14 protein-coding genes are annotated in these 14,159 nt (G+C 72.8%); 12 read left to right on the top strand and 2 right to left on the bottom strand.

Annotated elements, in window-relative coordinates; all coding sequences use genetic code 11:
* Position 1: 1 nt before the first annotated feature.
* The 9 genes from JMJ56_RS07660 to JMJ56_RS07700 all read left to right on the top strand — a co-directional run bounded on the left by JMJ56_RS07660 (position 2) and on the right by JMJ56_RS07700 (position 10,731).
* A complete protein-coding gene (locus JMJ56_RS07660) occupies positions 2–586 on the top strand; it encodes a DUF3035 domain-containing protein (RefSeq protein ID WP_202831036.1) in 585 nt (194 codons plus the stop codon).
* Between the two features lie 119 nt (positions 587–705).
* Positions 706–2,097 (top strand): M16 family metallopeptidase, encoded by a 1,392-nt coding sequence (locus JMJ56_RS07665; protein WP_202831037.1) that lies wholly within the window; start codon positions 706–708, stop codon positions 2,095–2,097.
* A complete protein-coding gene (locus JMJ56_RS07670) occupies positions 2,094–3,386 on the top strand; it encodes a M16 family metallopeptidase (RefSeq protein ID WP_202831038.1) in 1,293 nt (430 codons plus the stop codon). The genes JMJ56_RS07665 and JMJ56_RS07670 overlap by 4 nt, the downstream gene beginning before the upstream one ends.
* Before the next feature lie 68 nt (positions 3,387–3,454).
* Positions 3,455–5,089, top strand: a complete 1,635-nt coding sequence (pgi, locus tag JMJ56_RS07675) for a glucose-6-phosphate isomerase (protein WP_236037555.1) — start codon at positions 3,455–3,457, stop codon at positions 5,087–5,089.
* Between the two features lies 1 nt (position 5,090).
* Positions 5,091–5,840 (top strand): metallophosphoesterase family protein, encoded by a 750-nt coding sequence (locus JMJ56_RS07680; RefSeq protein ID WP_202831039.1) that lies wholly within the window; start codon positions 5,091–5,093, stop codon positions 5,838–5,840.
* A gap of 92 nt (positions 5,841–5,932) precedes the next feature.
* Positions 5,933–7,729 carry a DNA mismatch repair endonuclease MutL gene (gene mutL, locus JMJ56_RS07685; protein ID WP_202831040.1) on the top strand — a complete coding sequence of 599 codons (1,797 nt, stop codon included), beginning with the start codon at positions 5,933–5,935 and terminating at the stop codon, positions 7,727–7,729.
* Positions 7,730–7,787: 58 nt separating this feature from the next.
* Positions 7,788–9,131, top strand: coding sequence for an NtaA/DmoA family FMN-dependent monooxygenase (locus JMJ56_RS07690; RefSeq protein ID WP_202831041.1), 1,344 nt, complete (start codon positions 7,788–7,790; stop codon positions 9,129–9,131).
* A gap of 134 nt (positions 9,132–9,265) precedes the next feature.
* A complete protein-coding gene (locus JMJ56_RS07695) occupies positions 9,266–9,766 on the top strand; it encodes a hypothetical protein (protein WP_202831042.1) in 501 nt (166 codons plus the stop codon).
* A gap of 62 nt (positions 9,767–9,828) precedes the next feature.
* The gene (locus JMJ56_RS07700) at positions 9,829–10,731 is read left to right on the top strand and encodes a polysaccharide deacetylase family protein (RefSeq protein ID WP_202831043.1); all 903 of its coding nucleotides are present in this window, start codon (positions 9,829–9,831) and stop codon (positions 10,729–10,731) included.
* Here JMJ56_RS07700 and JMJ56_RS07705 read toward each other — a convergent pair.
* Both JMJ56_RS07705 and JMJ56_RS07710 read right to left on the bottom strand, forming a co-directional pair.
* Positions 10,622–11,404 (bottom strand): glycosyltransferase family 2 protein, encoded by a 783-nt coding sequence (locus tag JMJ56_RS07705; RefSeq protein ID WP_202831044.1) that lies wholly within the window; start codon positions 11,402–11,404, stop codon positions 10,622–10,624. The genes JMJ56_RS07700 and JMJ56_RS07705 overlap by 110 nt on opposite strands.
* Positions 11,404–12,195, bottom strand: coding sequence for a lysophospholipid acyltransferase family protein (locus JMJ56_RS07710; RefSeq protein ID WP_202831045.1), 792 nt, complete (start codon positions 12,193–12,195; stop codon positions 11,404–11,406). Before JMJ56_RS07710 ends, JMJ56_RS07705 begins: the two co-directional genes overlap by 1 nt.
* Positions 12,196–12,319: 124 nt before the next feature.
* Here JMJ56_RS07710 and JMJ56_RS07715 point away from each other — a divergent pair, with 124 nt between their 5' ends.
* From JMJ56_RS07715 to JMJ56_RS07725, 3 genes are all read left to right on the top strand, one after another.
* Positions 12,320–13,081: a class I SAM-dependent methyltransferase gene (locus JMJ56_RS07715; protein ID WP_202831046.1), complete on the top strand. Its 762-nt coding sequence runs from the start codon at positions 12,320–12,322 to the stop codon at positions 13,079–13,081.
* Positions 13,078–13,719: a methyltransferase domain-containing protein gene (locus JMJ56_RS07720; RefSeq protein WP_202831047.1), complete on the top strand. Its 642-nt coding sequence runs from the start codon at positions 13,078–13,080 to the stop codon at positions 13,717–13,719. The genes JMJ56_RS07715 and JMJ56_RS07720 overlap by 4 nt, the downstream gene beginning before the upstream one ends.
* Positions 13,720–13,870: 151 nt before the next feature.
* The gene (locus tag JMJ56_RS07725) at positions 13,871–14,155 is read left to right on the top strand and encodes a phosphopantetheine-binding protein (RefSeq protein ID WP_202831411.1); all 285 of its coding nucleotides are present in this window, start codon (positions 13,871–13,873) and stop codon (positions 14,153–14,155) included.
* Positions 14,156–14,159 lie beyond the last annotated feature (4 nt).

Genomic DNA, 14,159 nt, shown 5'->3' on the forward strand with positions numbered 1-14,159 from the left:
GATGCGCCGCCCCGCGGGCCAGGCTATGGCCCTGTCCATTCTGCTTGCCACCGCCCTCGCTGGCTGCGGCGGCGACACCGCGCGCACCTTCGGCCTGACCCGGGACGCGCCGGATGAATTCCAGGTAACGACCCGGGCGCCGCTCTCCATGCCGCCCTCGCTCGGCGGCCCGCTGCCGGCGCCCCGCCCCGGCGCCGACCGGCCGCAGGAGGTCTCGACCCGCCAGGCGGCGGAGGCGACGCTGGTGCCGGGCGCGGTGCTCAGTGGCCCGGCCGCCGCCAGCGCCCCGAGCACCGCCGAGAGCGCGCTGCTGAGCCAGGCCGGTCGCCCGGTCGGCGACGACATCCGCCGCCGGGTGGACGAGGAGAGCCTGAAGCTCGACCAGCCGCAGCGCACGCTGGTGGACCGGCTGATGTTCTGGCGCGGGCCGGAGCCGGCCGGCACCGCGCTCGACCCGCGGCGCGAGGCGCAGCGGCTGCGCGAGAACGCGGCGCTCGGCCGCGAGGTGACGGATGGCGAGACGCCGGTCATCCAGCGCACCCGCAGCAGCAACCCGGTCACGGCGCTGTTCGAGAGCATCTTCTGAACACGGCTTGGCCCCCACGGCTTGGACACTAGGGGCCGAGCCGTCATGATCGGCCTCCCTGCCCCCATGGGCCTCGTGCGATGCTGGCGGAACGCCACCGGCATCCCCACATTGGAGGCATGCCCAGCGTGACACGCCGTACCGCCCTCCGCTCCGCCGCTGCCCTGCCGGTGGCCACCGCCGCTCCGCCCGCCCTCGCCCAGCCGGCCATCGCCCCGCCGACCGAACAGATCGCCGAGCGCCCGCTCTTCGGCGCGGTGAGCTGGACCATGGCGAACGGGCTGCGCGTGGTGCTCGCCGAGAGCCGGCGGGTGCCGGTCGTCTCGCACTACCTCTTCTATGGCGCGGGCGCGGGGGAGGACCCGGCGGGCCGGTCCGGCACCGCGCATTTCCTCGAGCACATGATGTTCAAGGGCAGCCGCAACGTGGCACCGGGCGCGCTGTCGCTGGCCGTGGCGCGGGAGGGCGGGCAGGACAATGCCTTCACCTCGCGCGACGTCACTGCCTACTACCAGACGGTCGAGGCCTCGCGCCTCCCGCTGGTCATGCGGATGGAGGCGGACCGCTTCGCCTATCCGCTGCTGCCCGAGGCGACGCTGGAGCCGGAGCGGGCGGTGATCCTTGAAGAGCGCAACCAGCGCACCAGCAGCAACCCGCGCGGCCGCTTCTGGGAAGGGTTCGAGGCTGCCATGTGGGGGCCGCAGCACTGGCACGGCCGCCCGCTGATCGGCTGGGAGGATGAGATCCGCGCCATCACGCTTGAGGATCTCCGCGGCTTCCACGAGCAGCGCTACGCCCCCGCCAACGCCGTGCTCGTCGTCACCGGCGATGCGCGGGAGGCCGAGGTGCGGAAGCTCGCCGAGGAATTCTACGGCGTGGTGCCGGCCCGGCCCTTCACACCCCGCCAGCGGGCGGAGTCGGTGCCGGCCGCGGCCGAGCCGCGCTTCGTCCAGCATGACCCGGCGGTGCGAGAGGCGAGCTTCATGCGCAGCGCCATGGCGCCGAGCCTCACCTGGGGCGAGACGCGCCATGCCTGGCCGCTCGAGGTCCTGGCGCATCTGCTCGGCAGCGGCTCCGGCAGCCGGTTGCACAAGGCGCTCGTCGAGACCGGGCTCGCGACCAGCGCCAGCGCCTCCTATGACAGCGAGACGGTGGGGCCGGGCAGCTTCAGCGTCTCGGCTACGGCGCGGCAGGGCGTGGCGCCGGAGCGGCTGGAGGCGGCGGTGGATGCCGCCCTCGCCGCGTTGCTGCAGGACGGGCTGAGCGAGGCGGAGGTCATCCGCTCCATCCGCCAGCTGACGGCGGGGGCGGTGCTGTCGCTCGACGGGATCGGCGCTGCGCCGCGGATGCTGGGCGGCGTGCTGGCGATCGGCCTGCCGCTGGAGCTGGTCGAATTCTGGCCGCGCTACCTGAAGGCGGTGACGCGGGAGCAGGTGACGGCGGCGGCGCGGGCGGTGCTCGGCCAGCCGGTCGGTACCACGGGCTGGCTGCTGCCGGGGGCGCCGGCATGACCGCCGCGTCGGACCGTGACGTGAATCCGCCACGCAATGAGCAGGGGTTCTCGCTGCCGATCCAGGTGGTCGAGGCAGACGGCATCTCCGCCTGGCTGGTCGAGGACCAGTCGGTACCGGTGGTCTCCATCACCTGGTCCTGGGCCGGCGGGGCGGCGCTCGACCCGGCAGGGCAGGAAGGGACGGCGGCGCTCGCAGCCGCCCTGCTGACCGAGGGGGCGGGCTCGCTGCGGGCCGTCGAGTTCGGCGATGCGCTGCGCGACCAGGCGATCAGCCTCAATTTCTCCGCCGACCGGGACAGTTTCGAGGGCGGCTTCCGGGCACTCAGCACCGCCCTGCCGGAGGCGGTTCGCCTCGCCCGCCTCGCCATGCAGGAGCCGCGGCTCGATGCGGATGCGGTGGAGAGGGTGCGGGCACGCTCCATCGCCGCCGCCCGCCGCGCGCTGGAAACGCCGCGCGGCCAGGCGGTACGGGCCTTCTGGGCACAGGCCTTCCCCGGCCATTCCGCCGGGCGGCCGAGCGGCGGCACGGCGGAGAGTCTGGCTGGCCTGCCTGCGGAGGCGCTGCGGGCGGCGCTCGCCCGGCAGGTTCACCGCGAAGGGCTGCTGGTGACGGCGAGCGGCGCCATTACCCCGGCCGCGTTGCAGGCGCTGCTGCCGGCGCTGTTCAGCGGGCTGCCCGCCGGGGCGCCGCAGCCCATGGTGCCGCTGCCGGCCTTCCGCGCCTTCGGTCAGCAGGTGCTGGCCGTCGCCTCGCCGCAATCGGCGGTGATCTTCGGCCAGGACGGGCTGGCCTCGTCCGATCCGGACTGGGAGGCGGCGCAGGTCGTGCTGCGCATCCTGGCTGGTGGCGGCTTCTCCTCTCGGCTCATGCAGTCGGTGCGGGAGCAGCGCGGCCTCTCCTACGGCATCGGCGCCGGGCTCGACCTGTTGTTCCGGCATGGCGTCGTCATCGGCTCGGTGGCAACGGAGAATGCACGGGTCGCCGAGACGCTGGCGGTGACGCGGGAGGAGTGGGCCCGCATGGCCGCCGAGGGGCCGACCGAGACGGAGCTGGCCGATGCCGTCGCCTTCCTCACCGGCTCCATGCCGCTGCAGTTCACCGACAGCCGGCGGGTGGCGGAGACGCTGCTGATGCTGCGGCAGAACGGCCGGTCGACCGATTGGCTCGCCGGCCGCCCGGCGCGGCTCAGGGCGCTGACGCAGGAACGGCTGGCCAAGGTGGCGGCGCGGGTGCTGGCGCCGGATGGGCTCTCGGTCGTGGTGGCGGGGCAACCGGCGGGGTTGTGACGCGGCGGCTGATTTCTCGTCTGGTGGTTTTGCTTTAAGCGAAGGGCGGTCGAAACGGAGGAAGGCGCATGGCGCAGGAACTGGCGGCTGCCTGGGCGGCGGTGATGACCCTGGCCCGGACGCCGCGGCCGGATGGCAGCGCCGCAGCCTCCATCCGCCCGCTCTTCGCCGCCGACCCCGAGCGATTCCAGCGCTTCTCCCACCAGGCGGACGGGCTGCTCCTCGACCTGTCCAAGACTTCGGTGAGCGATGCGGCCCGCACGGCGCTGCTCGGCCTCGCCCGCGCCGCCGACCTGCCCGGCCGTCGGGACGCCATGTCGCGGGGCGAGGCGGTCAACGTCACCGAGCGGCGAGCCGTGCTGCACATGGCGCTGCGCGGCGAGGGCGGCTTCCGCGCCGGGGCGGAGGATGCCTCGGCCGAGGTGGCCGCAGTGCTGGCGCGCATGCGGGAGTTCACCCAGGCCGTGACCGAGGGCCGGCTGCGCGGGGCGACGGGCGAGCGCTTCACCGATGTGCTGAACATCGGCATCGGCGGCTCCGATCTCGGCCCAGCGATGGTGGCGCGGGCGCTGTGGACGCCGGCCTCGCCGCTCCGGCCGCACTATCTCGGCAATGTCGATGCCCATGCTTGGGAGGAAATCCGCCCCCGGCTCGACCCGCGGCGGACCCTGGTGTTGGTGGCCAGCAAGACCTTCACCACCCAGGAGACGATGACCAATGCCGCGCTGGTCCGCGCCTGGCTCGCCGAGGGGGTGGGCGAGGCGGCGGTCGGCGGGCATCTGGCGGCGCTCTCCACCAACCTCAAGGCGACCGAGGGCTTCGGCATCGCCGCAGATCGGGTCTTCCCCTTCCGCGACTGGGTAGGCGGACGCTTCTCGCTCTGGTCGTCGATCGGCCTGTCATTGGCGCTCGCGCTCGGCTGGGAAGCCTTCGAGCAGTTGCTCGCCGGGGCGCGGGCGATGGACGCGCATTTCGTGACGGCGCCGCTCGAGGCCAACCTTCCGGTGCTGCTGGCGCTGACCGAGCTCTGGCACGTCAACGGCCTCGGCTATGCGACGCGGGCGGTGCTGCCCTATGATGAGCGCCTCGCCCGGCTGCCGGCGCATTTCCAGCAACTCGAAATGGAGAGCCTCGGCAAGCGGGTGACGCTGGAAGGGGCGCCGGTCGGGCATGACACGGGCGCGGTGGTCTTCGGCGAGCCGGGGACTAATGCGCAGCACAGCTTCATGCAGCTGATCCACCAGGGCACGCGGCCGGTGCCGGCCGACATCATCCTGGTGAAGCAGCCGGACCACGCGCACCCGGACAGCCACCGGAAGCTCCTGGCCAATGGCCTCGCCCAGTCGGCGGCGCTGATGCGGGGCAAGACCGAGGCGGAGGTGCGGGCCGAGATGGAAGCCGCGGGTACCGATCCGGCGGAGATCGAGCGGCTGCTGCCGCACCGCGTTTTCCCCGGCGACCGGCCGACCGCGACCCTGCTGCTGCCGCATCTCGATGCCTTCACCCTCGGCCAGGTCGTGGCGCTTTACGAGCACAAGGTCGCCTCGCTCGGTATCCTTTGGGACATCAACGCCTTCGACCAGTGGGGCGTGGAACTCGGCAAGCAGCTCACCGGGCCGATCCTGAAGGCGCTGGAGGGTGGCCCCGCGGAGGGGCAGGACGGCTCGACCCTCGGCCTGCTGGCGGCACTGCGCGAGGGCTGAGGTGCGGATCGCCGTCCTCGCCGATATCCACGGCAACCTCCGCGCGCTGGAGGCCGTGCTGGCCGACCTGCCGCGGCGCGGGGCCGACCTGGTCGTCAATCTCGGCGACTGCCTCTCCGGGCCGCTGCAGCCGGCGGAGGTTGCGGACCGGTTGATAGCGCTCGGCTGGCCGACGGTGCGCGGCAACCATGACCGGCAGCTGCTCGACCGGCCGGTGGAGGCGATGATCCCCTCCGATGCCTTCAGCGCCGTGCGGCTCGCGGCGGCGCACCGGGACTGGCTCGGCACGCTGCCGCCGGTGCTGCATCCAGCCGGGGGGGTGCTCGCCTGCCACGGCACGCCGTCCGACGACCTGACCTATGCGCTGGAGGTGGTGGCCGGGCCGCATCACCTGCGCCCGGCGATGGCGGCCGAGGCCGCCGGGCGCATCGGGGTGACGCCGGGAGTGAGGCTGATCCTTTGCGGCCATTCGCATTTGGCGCGGATGGCTTGGTTGCCGGACGGGCGGCTGGTGGTGAATCCCGGCAGCGTCGGCCAGCCGGGCTACTGGGATACCGAGCCGCATCCGCATGTCGTCTTCGCCGGCACGCCGCATGCGCGCTATGCGGTGGTGGAGCGTGGGCCAGCGGGGTGGAGCGCCGAATTCCACGCCATCCCCTATGATTGGGACGCGGCCGCGGCGGATGCCCAGGCAGCGGGACGGGCAGATTGGGCCCGGGCGCTGGCGACGGGGCAGCTCGACTATCCCTGAGCCTGCCCTGGCGGGTGGTGCCGCGGCGCCTTATCTTTCAGGGCGGAGGTTCGCTTCGCCCCCATGACCGCCCCCGCGCCGAGCCCCCGCTGATGCCCATCCGCCTCCTGTCCGAGACGACCGCCAACCGCATCGCCGCCGGCGAGGTGGTCGAGCGGCCGGCCGCGGTGGTGAAGGAGCTGGTGGAGAATGCCCTCGATGCCGGGGCGCGGCGCATCGCCGTCACGCTGGAGGGCGGCGGGGTCGAGCGCGTCGTCGTCGAGGATGACGGGCATGGGATGGGGCCGGAGGATCTCGGCCTGGCCGTTGAGCGGCACGCCACCTCGAAGCTGCCGGAGGAGGCGATGCTCTTCCGCATTGCGACCCTCGGTTTCCGCGGCGAGGCGCTGCCCTCGATCGGCGCCGTGGCGCGCCTCTCCATCACCAGCCGGCCGCGCGAGGGCGATGCCCATGCGTTGACTGTCGAGGGCGGGCGGAAGGGCGCGGTGGTGCCGGCCTCCGGCGCGCCGGGCACGCGGATCGAGGTGCGAGACCTGTTCTACGCCGTCCCGGCCCGGCGGAAATTCCTCAAATCCCTCCGCACCGAGGCCGACCAGGCGGTGGAGGCGGTGCGGCGCCTGGCCCTCGCCTGGCCCGAGGTCGGCTTCCGGGTGACGCAGGACGGGCGGGAGATCCTCGCCCTCGCGCCGGCGGAGCGGGATGCGCGCATCGCCGAGCTGCTCGGGGCCGATTTCGCCGGGGCCGGCCTGCCCGTGGCGGCGGAGGGAGGCGGCCTCGCCCTTTCCGGCCTGGCTGCGCAGCCGGCCTATACGCGGGCGACGGGGATGGAGCAGCACCTCGTCGTCAACCGCCGCCCGGTGCGGGACCAGCTGCTGCGGACGGCGCTGCGCGTCGCCTATCGCGACCTGGTCGCGGCCGGGCGGCATCCGGTGGCGGCGCTCTTCCTCGAGCTGCCGCCCGAGGCGGTCGACGTGAATGTCCACCCGATGAAGACCGAACTGCGCTTCCGCGACGAGGCCGGGGTGCGCGGGTTGCTGATCGGGGCGCTGCGGCGGTCGCTTTCGGCAGGCGCCGGGGTGGCGGCGCCGGCCCCGGCGCTGACCGCCTATGCGCCGCGCACCGGCTGGTCCGGCGGCTGGCGGCGGCCGGAGCCGGCACCGCTGCCGGACCGGATCGGCCTGGCCGAGATGCAGCTCGCCCTGACGCCGCCGCCGCGAGAGCCGATGCCCGTCCCGGCGCCCGCCCTGCCGCTCGGCTTCGCTCCGCCGCGACCGCCTGCCCCGGCGCCCGAGCCGGCACCGGCGGAGCATCCGCTCGGGCGCGCGCTGGCGCAGATCATGGAGACATACATCCTCGCCGAGGCGCCGGATGGGGCGCTCGTGCTGGTCGACCAGCATGCGGCGCATGAGCGGCTGACGCATGAGGCGCTGCGGGCGCAGCTCATCGAGGGCGGCGTCAGGGCGCAGCCGCTGCTGCTGCCTGCGGTGGTCGACCTGCCGCCTGCGGATGCGGCGCGGCTGCTCGGCTTCGCCGCCGACCTCGCCCGGCTTGGCCTCGAGGTCGAGGGCTTCGGGCCGGGCGCCGTGCTGGTGCGGGCGCTGCCGGCGCTGCTCGGCCCGGCCGACCCCGGGCCGCTGCTGCGCGACCTCGCCGAGGAACTCGCCGCCTATGACGAGGCGACGGCGCTCGACCGCAGGCTGGATGCCGCCGTGGCGCGGCTCGCCTGCCACGGCTCGGTGCGGGCCGGGCGGCGGCTCACCCCGCCGGAGATGGACGCGCTGCTGCGCCAGATGGAGGCGACGCCGCGCGCCGCCACCTGCTCGCATGGCCGCCCGACCTTCCTTCGCCTCGGCAATGCCGAGCTGGAGCGGCTGTTCGGCCGGCGTTGATGCCGTAAGCTGCGTGTGGGGAAGAAGCCGCCAGGCACCATCGCCAGGGGACACGCGCATGGCCAGGCGCCGCATGCATCTCGGCTTCGACTTCTCCTACTCGCATATGGGCGGGCGCTGGCGCATGCCGGGCTCCTGGCCGGGCCGCACCTTTCCCGACATCACCATGTTCGAGGAGATGGCGCGCATCGCCGAGCGGGGGCTGCTCGACCTGCTCTTCTCCGGCGACGGCACCGGCGTGCCGGATACCTGGCGCGGCACGCGCGACGCCGCCGTCGAATGGGGCATCAACTGGCCGCGGCAGGACATCCAGCCCATCGCCGTCGCGATGTCCCGCGTGACGCGGCATATCGGCTTCGGCCTGACCTACTCGTCGAGCTTCATGCACCCGTATTACACCGCGCGGCTGATGAACACGCTCGACCACGTCACCGGCGGGCGGATCGCGATGAACCTCGTCGCCTCCACGCGGCGCTCGGACTTCGCCAATTTCGGCCATGACGGCTTGGTGGACCATGAGGCGCGCTATGCGCGGATGGAAGAGTTCGTCGCCGTCTGCAAGGCGCTCTGGGCCAGCGTCGAGCCGGATGCGATGCTCTGGGACCGTGCGACGGGCCGCGTCGGCGACCCGCGCAAGGTCCACGACGTCCATCACGAGGGCCGCTTCTTCAAGGTCGACGGGCCGCTGAACACGCCGCCCTCGCCGCAGGGGCGGCCGGTGCTGATCCAGGCGGGCGGCTCGCCGCGCGGGGTGCGCGCCTCGGCCCGCGTCGCCGACCATGTCTTCGGCGCCGACATGGCGCTCGACCTCCAGGTGAAGCAGCGCCGGGCGCTCGACGAGGCGTTGCGGGCCGAGGGGCGCGACCCGGCGACGGTGGGCATCCTCTGGCAGACGCCGATGGTGATCGCCGAGACGGAGCGCGAGGCGCTGGCACGGCGGGATGCGATGCTGGCCGCCATCCCGGACGAGGCGGTGGGCGCCTATCTCTCCTACAATTCCGGCTACGACTTCTCGACCCTGCCGGAGCGCTTCACCCTGCATGCGCTGCATGCCGAGATCATCGCCGGCCAGGCCTCGCCGGTCGGGTTCATCCATGAGCTGGCGGCCGAGAGCGGCGGCGACAGGGAGATCACGCGGCGCGACTTCTTCGAGCATGGCCGGCGCGAGGCGACGGCCTATGACACCACCATCGCCGGCTCGCCGCGGCAGATCGCCGACCGGCTGGAGGAAGCCTTCGAGGCGACCGGGGAGCGCGGCGGCTTCATGCTCGGGCACACGGTCTCGATGCCGCTCGACCTCATCGGCATCGTCGATCTGCTGGTGCCGGAGTTGCAGCGGCGCGGTCGCTTCCGTACCCGGTATGACGGAGGGACGCTGGCGGAGATGCTGGTGGGGGCCTGAGGCAAGGTCGCGACAGCGTGTCCCTCCCTGACCGATGCGTCACCCGGCGTGGAGGACCCCTCCACCTCCACAGTCGCAAGCTCCTGCCGGGCGCCCGGCGCCTCACCAGCAACCCAGCAACAGGGAGAGCGACCATGCGTTTCGTATCCATGGCCTCGGTCGGCGCGGCGGCCCTGCTCGCCGCCATGCTGCCCGGCGGCAAGGCCCTTGCGGATGACAGCGACATCCCGGGCATCAACCGGCGCACCGCGACCTTCGAGCGGACGATGCACGAGAACCCGGAGATGCGGCCCTTCATGAACCGGGCGCCGCCGCGGATCGCCGCCGCGCCGGAGGCGCCCGCCGCCCCGCCGGCGCCGGCACCCGTCCCGACCCGCATGAACGTGCTGCACGACGCAGATGCGCTGATCCAGGAGGCGGAGGCCCGCATCCGTGCGCATGATGCGCGACAGGCCGAGCTTACCCTGGAGCGGGCCGAGACGGCGCTGCTGAACGGCAAGGCAGCGGGTGAGGCGGTGCCGGAGGCTGCGATAAGGCCTCTCGTCCAGGCACGCGCCGCCCTGCATCATGGCCAGATGGCCGCCTCGGGGCGCCAGGCGGAGGCTGCACGGCAGATCATCGCCTCGGCGCAATAAGTCTTCGCGTCCGAAACGTCTCTGCTTGAGCGCGGGCGGCATCCGTGAGAGAGGTTCGGGTGATGCCGCCCGCCTTCCCCGTCGCGGCGGGCCAGTGGCGTGGCCTGCTCGCCTGGTCGCCGAGCCCCACGATCCGTGCCTCGCTCGCGCTGCATGCCGGCGGGCTGCTTGCCATGGCCGCCGAGCCGGGGTGCTGGCTGGAGACGCTCTCGGCCCTCGCTGCCAACCACCTGGCCCTGGCCGGCTGCATGCATCCTCGCTGCCGCCTGCTCGGGCCGGTGCTGACGCGGCTCGGCGGGGCGGAGCCGCGGATCGCCCTCACCTTCGACGACGGGCCGGACCCAGAGGTGACGCCGCGGGTCCTCGACCTGCTCGATGCCTCGGAGGCCAAGGCCAGCTTCTTCGTCATCGGCGAGCGGGCGGCGCGCCACCCTGCCCTGTTGCGGGAGATGCTGCGACGCGGCCATGGCGTCGAGAACCACACGCATCGTCATCCGCTCAGCTTCGCCGCCTGGGGGCCAGGGGCAATGCGGCGAGAGATCGAGACGGCGCAGGCGGCCATCGCCGATGCCTGCGGGCAGGCGCCGCGCTTCTTCCGCCCGCCGGCCGGGCTGCGGAGCCCGTTGCTCGACCCGGTGCTGGCGCTGGCCGGCCTCTCGCTCGCCGCCTGGACGCGGCGGGGCTACGACACCGTCTCGCCCCGGCCGGACCGCGTGCTGGCGCGGCTCTCCCGCGACCTCGCGCCCGGGGACGTGCTGCTGCTGCATGATGGGCGCTCGGCGCGCGGCTATCCGCACCCTTCCGTCGCGCTCGACCTGCTGCCGGCGTTGCTGGGGCGGATCGCCGCCGACGGCCTCAGCGCCGTCGCGTTGCCGCCAGCGGAGGAGGCGACGCGCGCCGCCGCCACAGCAGGGCCGGCAGGCGCGGCAGCATCCCGAGCACCAGCCGCGTATGCATCCAGGTGAGCAGCAGGTTGTCCCGTGCATAGTGGAAATGCGAGACGCCGCCTTCCTCTTTGGAGAGGTAGCGGCAGGGCACCGGCAGGTTCACCACCGGCAGGCCGCGCCAGCAGAGACGCACAACCGCTTCCGGGTCGAAGTCGAAGCGGCGCATCCAGCGATGCCGCTCCATCACCGCGACCAGTGGCGCCACCGGATAGACGCGGAAGCCGAAGAGGCAGTCGCCGATGCCGCCCCCGGCGGTCTGGACCTGCGCCAGCCAGTTGGAGATGCGCCGGCCCTGCACGCGGATCCGCGGCGCCTCCGGCCCGAAGACCGGGCGGCCGAGGATCATCGCCTCCGGCGCGGTGCGGGAGGCCTCCATCATCGCGCCGATGCGGTCGGCCGGATGTTGGCCATCGGCATCCATGGTCAGCGCATGGGTGAAGCCGCGTCGCGTCGCCTCGCGCAAACCGTGCAGGACGGCCCCGCCCTTGCCGCCGTTGCGCGGCAGGACCACGACCTCAAGGCCCGGGTCACGCGCCGCCTCCTCCAGCAACAGGGCATCGGTGCCGTCCGTGCTGCCGTCGACGACGACCCAGACCGGCGTCCAGGCGGCGCGGGCCTCGCGCACGGTCTGCAACACGCGGGCGCCGGTGTTGTAGCTAGGGATCAGGACCAGCCGCGTCTCGCGCGGCATCAGCGCGGGGCCTGCACCGGCAATTCCTCGCGGAAATAGGCCTCGAGCCCGGTGACGAAGCCCTGCGGGTCCTCCCCCACCTCGAAGCGGCGGCCGAGGCGGATGCGGTAGACCAGCGGCAGCTGCGGCCGACGGAAGAGCGGCCAGCCCTTGCGCAGGTAGGGGCTGTCCGCCTCGATCAGCAAAGTCTGCACCGGGGCGCCGGCGGCCTTGGCCATGACGGCGAAGCTGCGGTGGAAGGCATCGATCGGCGGCGATGACGTGCGCGAGCCCTCGGGAAAGATGACGAGCTGGGCGCCGTTGCGGATGGCCTGGGCGGCACGGCGGATCATCGGCAGCGGCGCATCGTTGCGGATATAGGCTGCCAGCCGCACGCTGCCGCCGTAGAAGATGTTGTCCCAGAGCGCCGCCTTGGTGATGCAGACGACGCGCGGCAGGCGGGAGGTGAGCAGCACCGCATCCAGCATCGTCGGGTGGTTGGGGGCGATGACCAGGCCGCGCTCCCGGCTCAGCCGGTCGAGCTCGGAGAAGTCGATGCGCAGCACGCCGCTCAGCCGCATCACGCCGATGAACCAGCGGAAGCCGAGCATGATCATGAACTGGCCGAAGGCCTCGCCGGAGCGCTTCGGCAGGACACGGTAGAGAAGTCCTGCCGGCATGCTCCATAAGAAGCAGCTCAGGCCGAACAGCATCACGCAAAAATAGAAAGCGACCGGATAGTAGATTGCGGCCAGCCAATCGAGAGGCGAGAGACTCTCGCGCGGGTGCCGCAGACTGGTTGTCGGCTGCATCTTTTCCGGGCCTTCCTGTTCGCGTAATATAGTCTTGCGTGATGCTTGACGTCCAGGAGCCGGCCGGACCGTGACAGGGAAACAGGGGTTGCAGGCTGCGGTTCGGCCGCCTGCGGAGACTAGCATGTCAGGCGGCCGGGAGGACGAGGCCCGCCCCGTACCGCATCCGACTTTAACCGAATATTACCAGAACGCCGACGCCCGCGATGGCTTCGTCCGGCAATTGTTCGATCAGGCGGCGGGCTCCTACGACCGGATCAACACCGCCTTCTCCCTCGGCTCCGGGGCCTGGTACCGGCGGCGGGCGTTGTGGCAGGCCGGGCTGCGGCCGGGGCAGCGGATGCTGGATGTCGCCATCGGCACCGGGCTCGTGGCACGGGAGGGGGTACGCATCCTCGGCCGGCCGGAGGCGGTGACGGGCATCGACCTCAGCGCCGGAATGCTGGCCGAGGCACGTCGGAGCCTCGTCCTCCCGCTGGTCCGCGGGCGGGCGGAGGCGCTGCCCTTCGCCGATGGCAACTTCGACTTCCTCAGCATGGGCTATGCGCTGCGGCATGTGCCGGACCTCGTCACCGCCTTCGTTGAATACCGCCGGGTGCTGCGGCCGGGCGGCCGGCTGCTGCTGCTGGAGATCGGCCGGCCGGAAGGGCCGCTCGCCTACCGGGCGGCACGCTTCTATCTCGGCCGGGTGGTGCCGGCGCTCAGCCGCCTGACCGGCGGCGGGGCGCGGGCCGGGCTGATGATGCAGTACTACTGGGACACGATCGATGCCTGCGTGCCGCCGGCGACCATCCTCCAGGCGCTGCGGACGGCCGGGCTCGACGAGGCACGCTGCGACACGCAGCTCGGCCTGTTCCGTGCCTACATGGCCGAGCGCCCGGCATGAGCGCGGCGCTGGCGCGGGAGGTGGCAGGGCTCTATGCCGGCGCCTCGCGCTTCGCCCGCGGCTATGTCAGCGGCAAATTGCGCACCGATCCGGCGAGCCGGGTGGTGCTGGAGCGGGCGGCGGGCAAGCCCTTCGGGATGGTGGCCGATCTCGGCTGCGGCCGCGGGCAGCTCGGGCTGGCCCTGCTGATGGCGGGGCGGGCGCGGGAGGTGGTCGGCCTCGACCGCGATGCGCGGAAGATCGTCGAGGCCCAGGCGGCGGCGGCCCGGCTGCCGGCGCGCTTCACGGCGGGTGACCTTACCGCGGACAGCGTGCCGGACTGCGACACGGCGCTACTGATCGACGTGCTCTACCAGCTCCCCGCCGAGGTGCAGCGGCCGGTGCTGGCGGCGGTGGCGGCGCGAGCGCGGCGGCAAGTGCTGATCCGCGCCTTCGATCCGGCCCGCGGCTGGCGCAGCGCCCTCGGCCTCGCCATGGAGCGGGCCGGGCGCCTCATCCGGGGCGACAGCAATGCCATCGCCCCGCTTCCGATGGAGGAGCTGGCGGCGCCTTTCCGCGTGGCGGGCTTCGCCGTCACGGTCACGCCTTGCTGGGAGGGGACGCCCCTGCCGAATGTGCTGCTGGCAGCGGAGCGGTGAGGCAGACGGCCTCGCTTCCGATGTTCCGCGAACTGTGTCGCCCACTTCCTTGCCTCGGCGGGTAACCGTCTGATATCGAGAGTGAGATTGAGCAACGCCCGTTAACACCAGCGCACCAGCAAGGTTTCACGGCTCCATGCCTGACGGCACCATGACCCAGACTGCCATCGCCTCCGGCCTCACCCCGCAGGAACTCGAGGTGGCGCGGCTGATCGTCAGCGCGCTGTCGCTCGAGGTCGCGCCCGAGGCGATCGAGCCGGAGGCGCCGCTCTTCAACGAGGGGCTCGGCCTCGACTCCATCGACGCGCTGGAGATGGCGCTGGCCGTCTCCAAGGCTTACGACGTGAAGCTCCGCTCCGACGACGAGCGCAACCATCGTATCTTCGCCTCCTTGCGGAGCCTCACGGCACATATCGAAAAGCACCGGACGCGCTGAACGC

It is taken from the genome of Belnapia arida, assembly GCF_016773205.1.
In the GTDB taxonomy this organism is placed as follows: domain Bacteria; phylum Pseudomonadota; class Alphaproteobacteria; order Acetobacterales; family Acetobacteraceae; genus Belnapia; species Belnapia arida.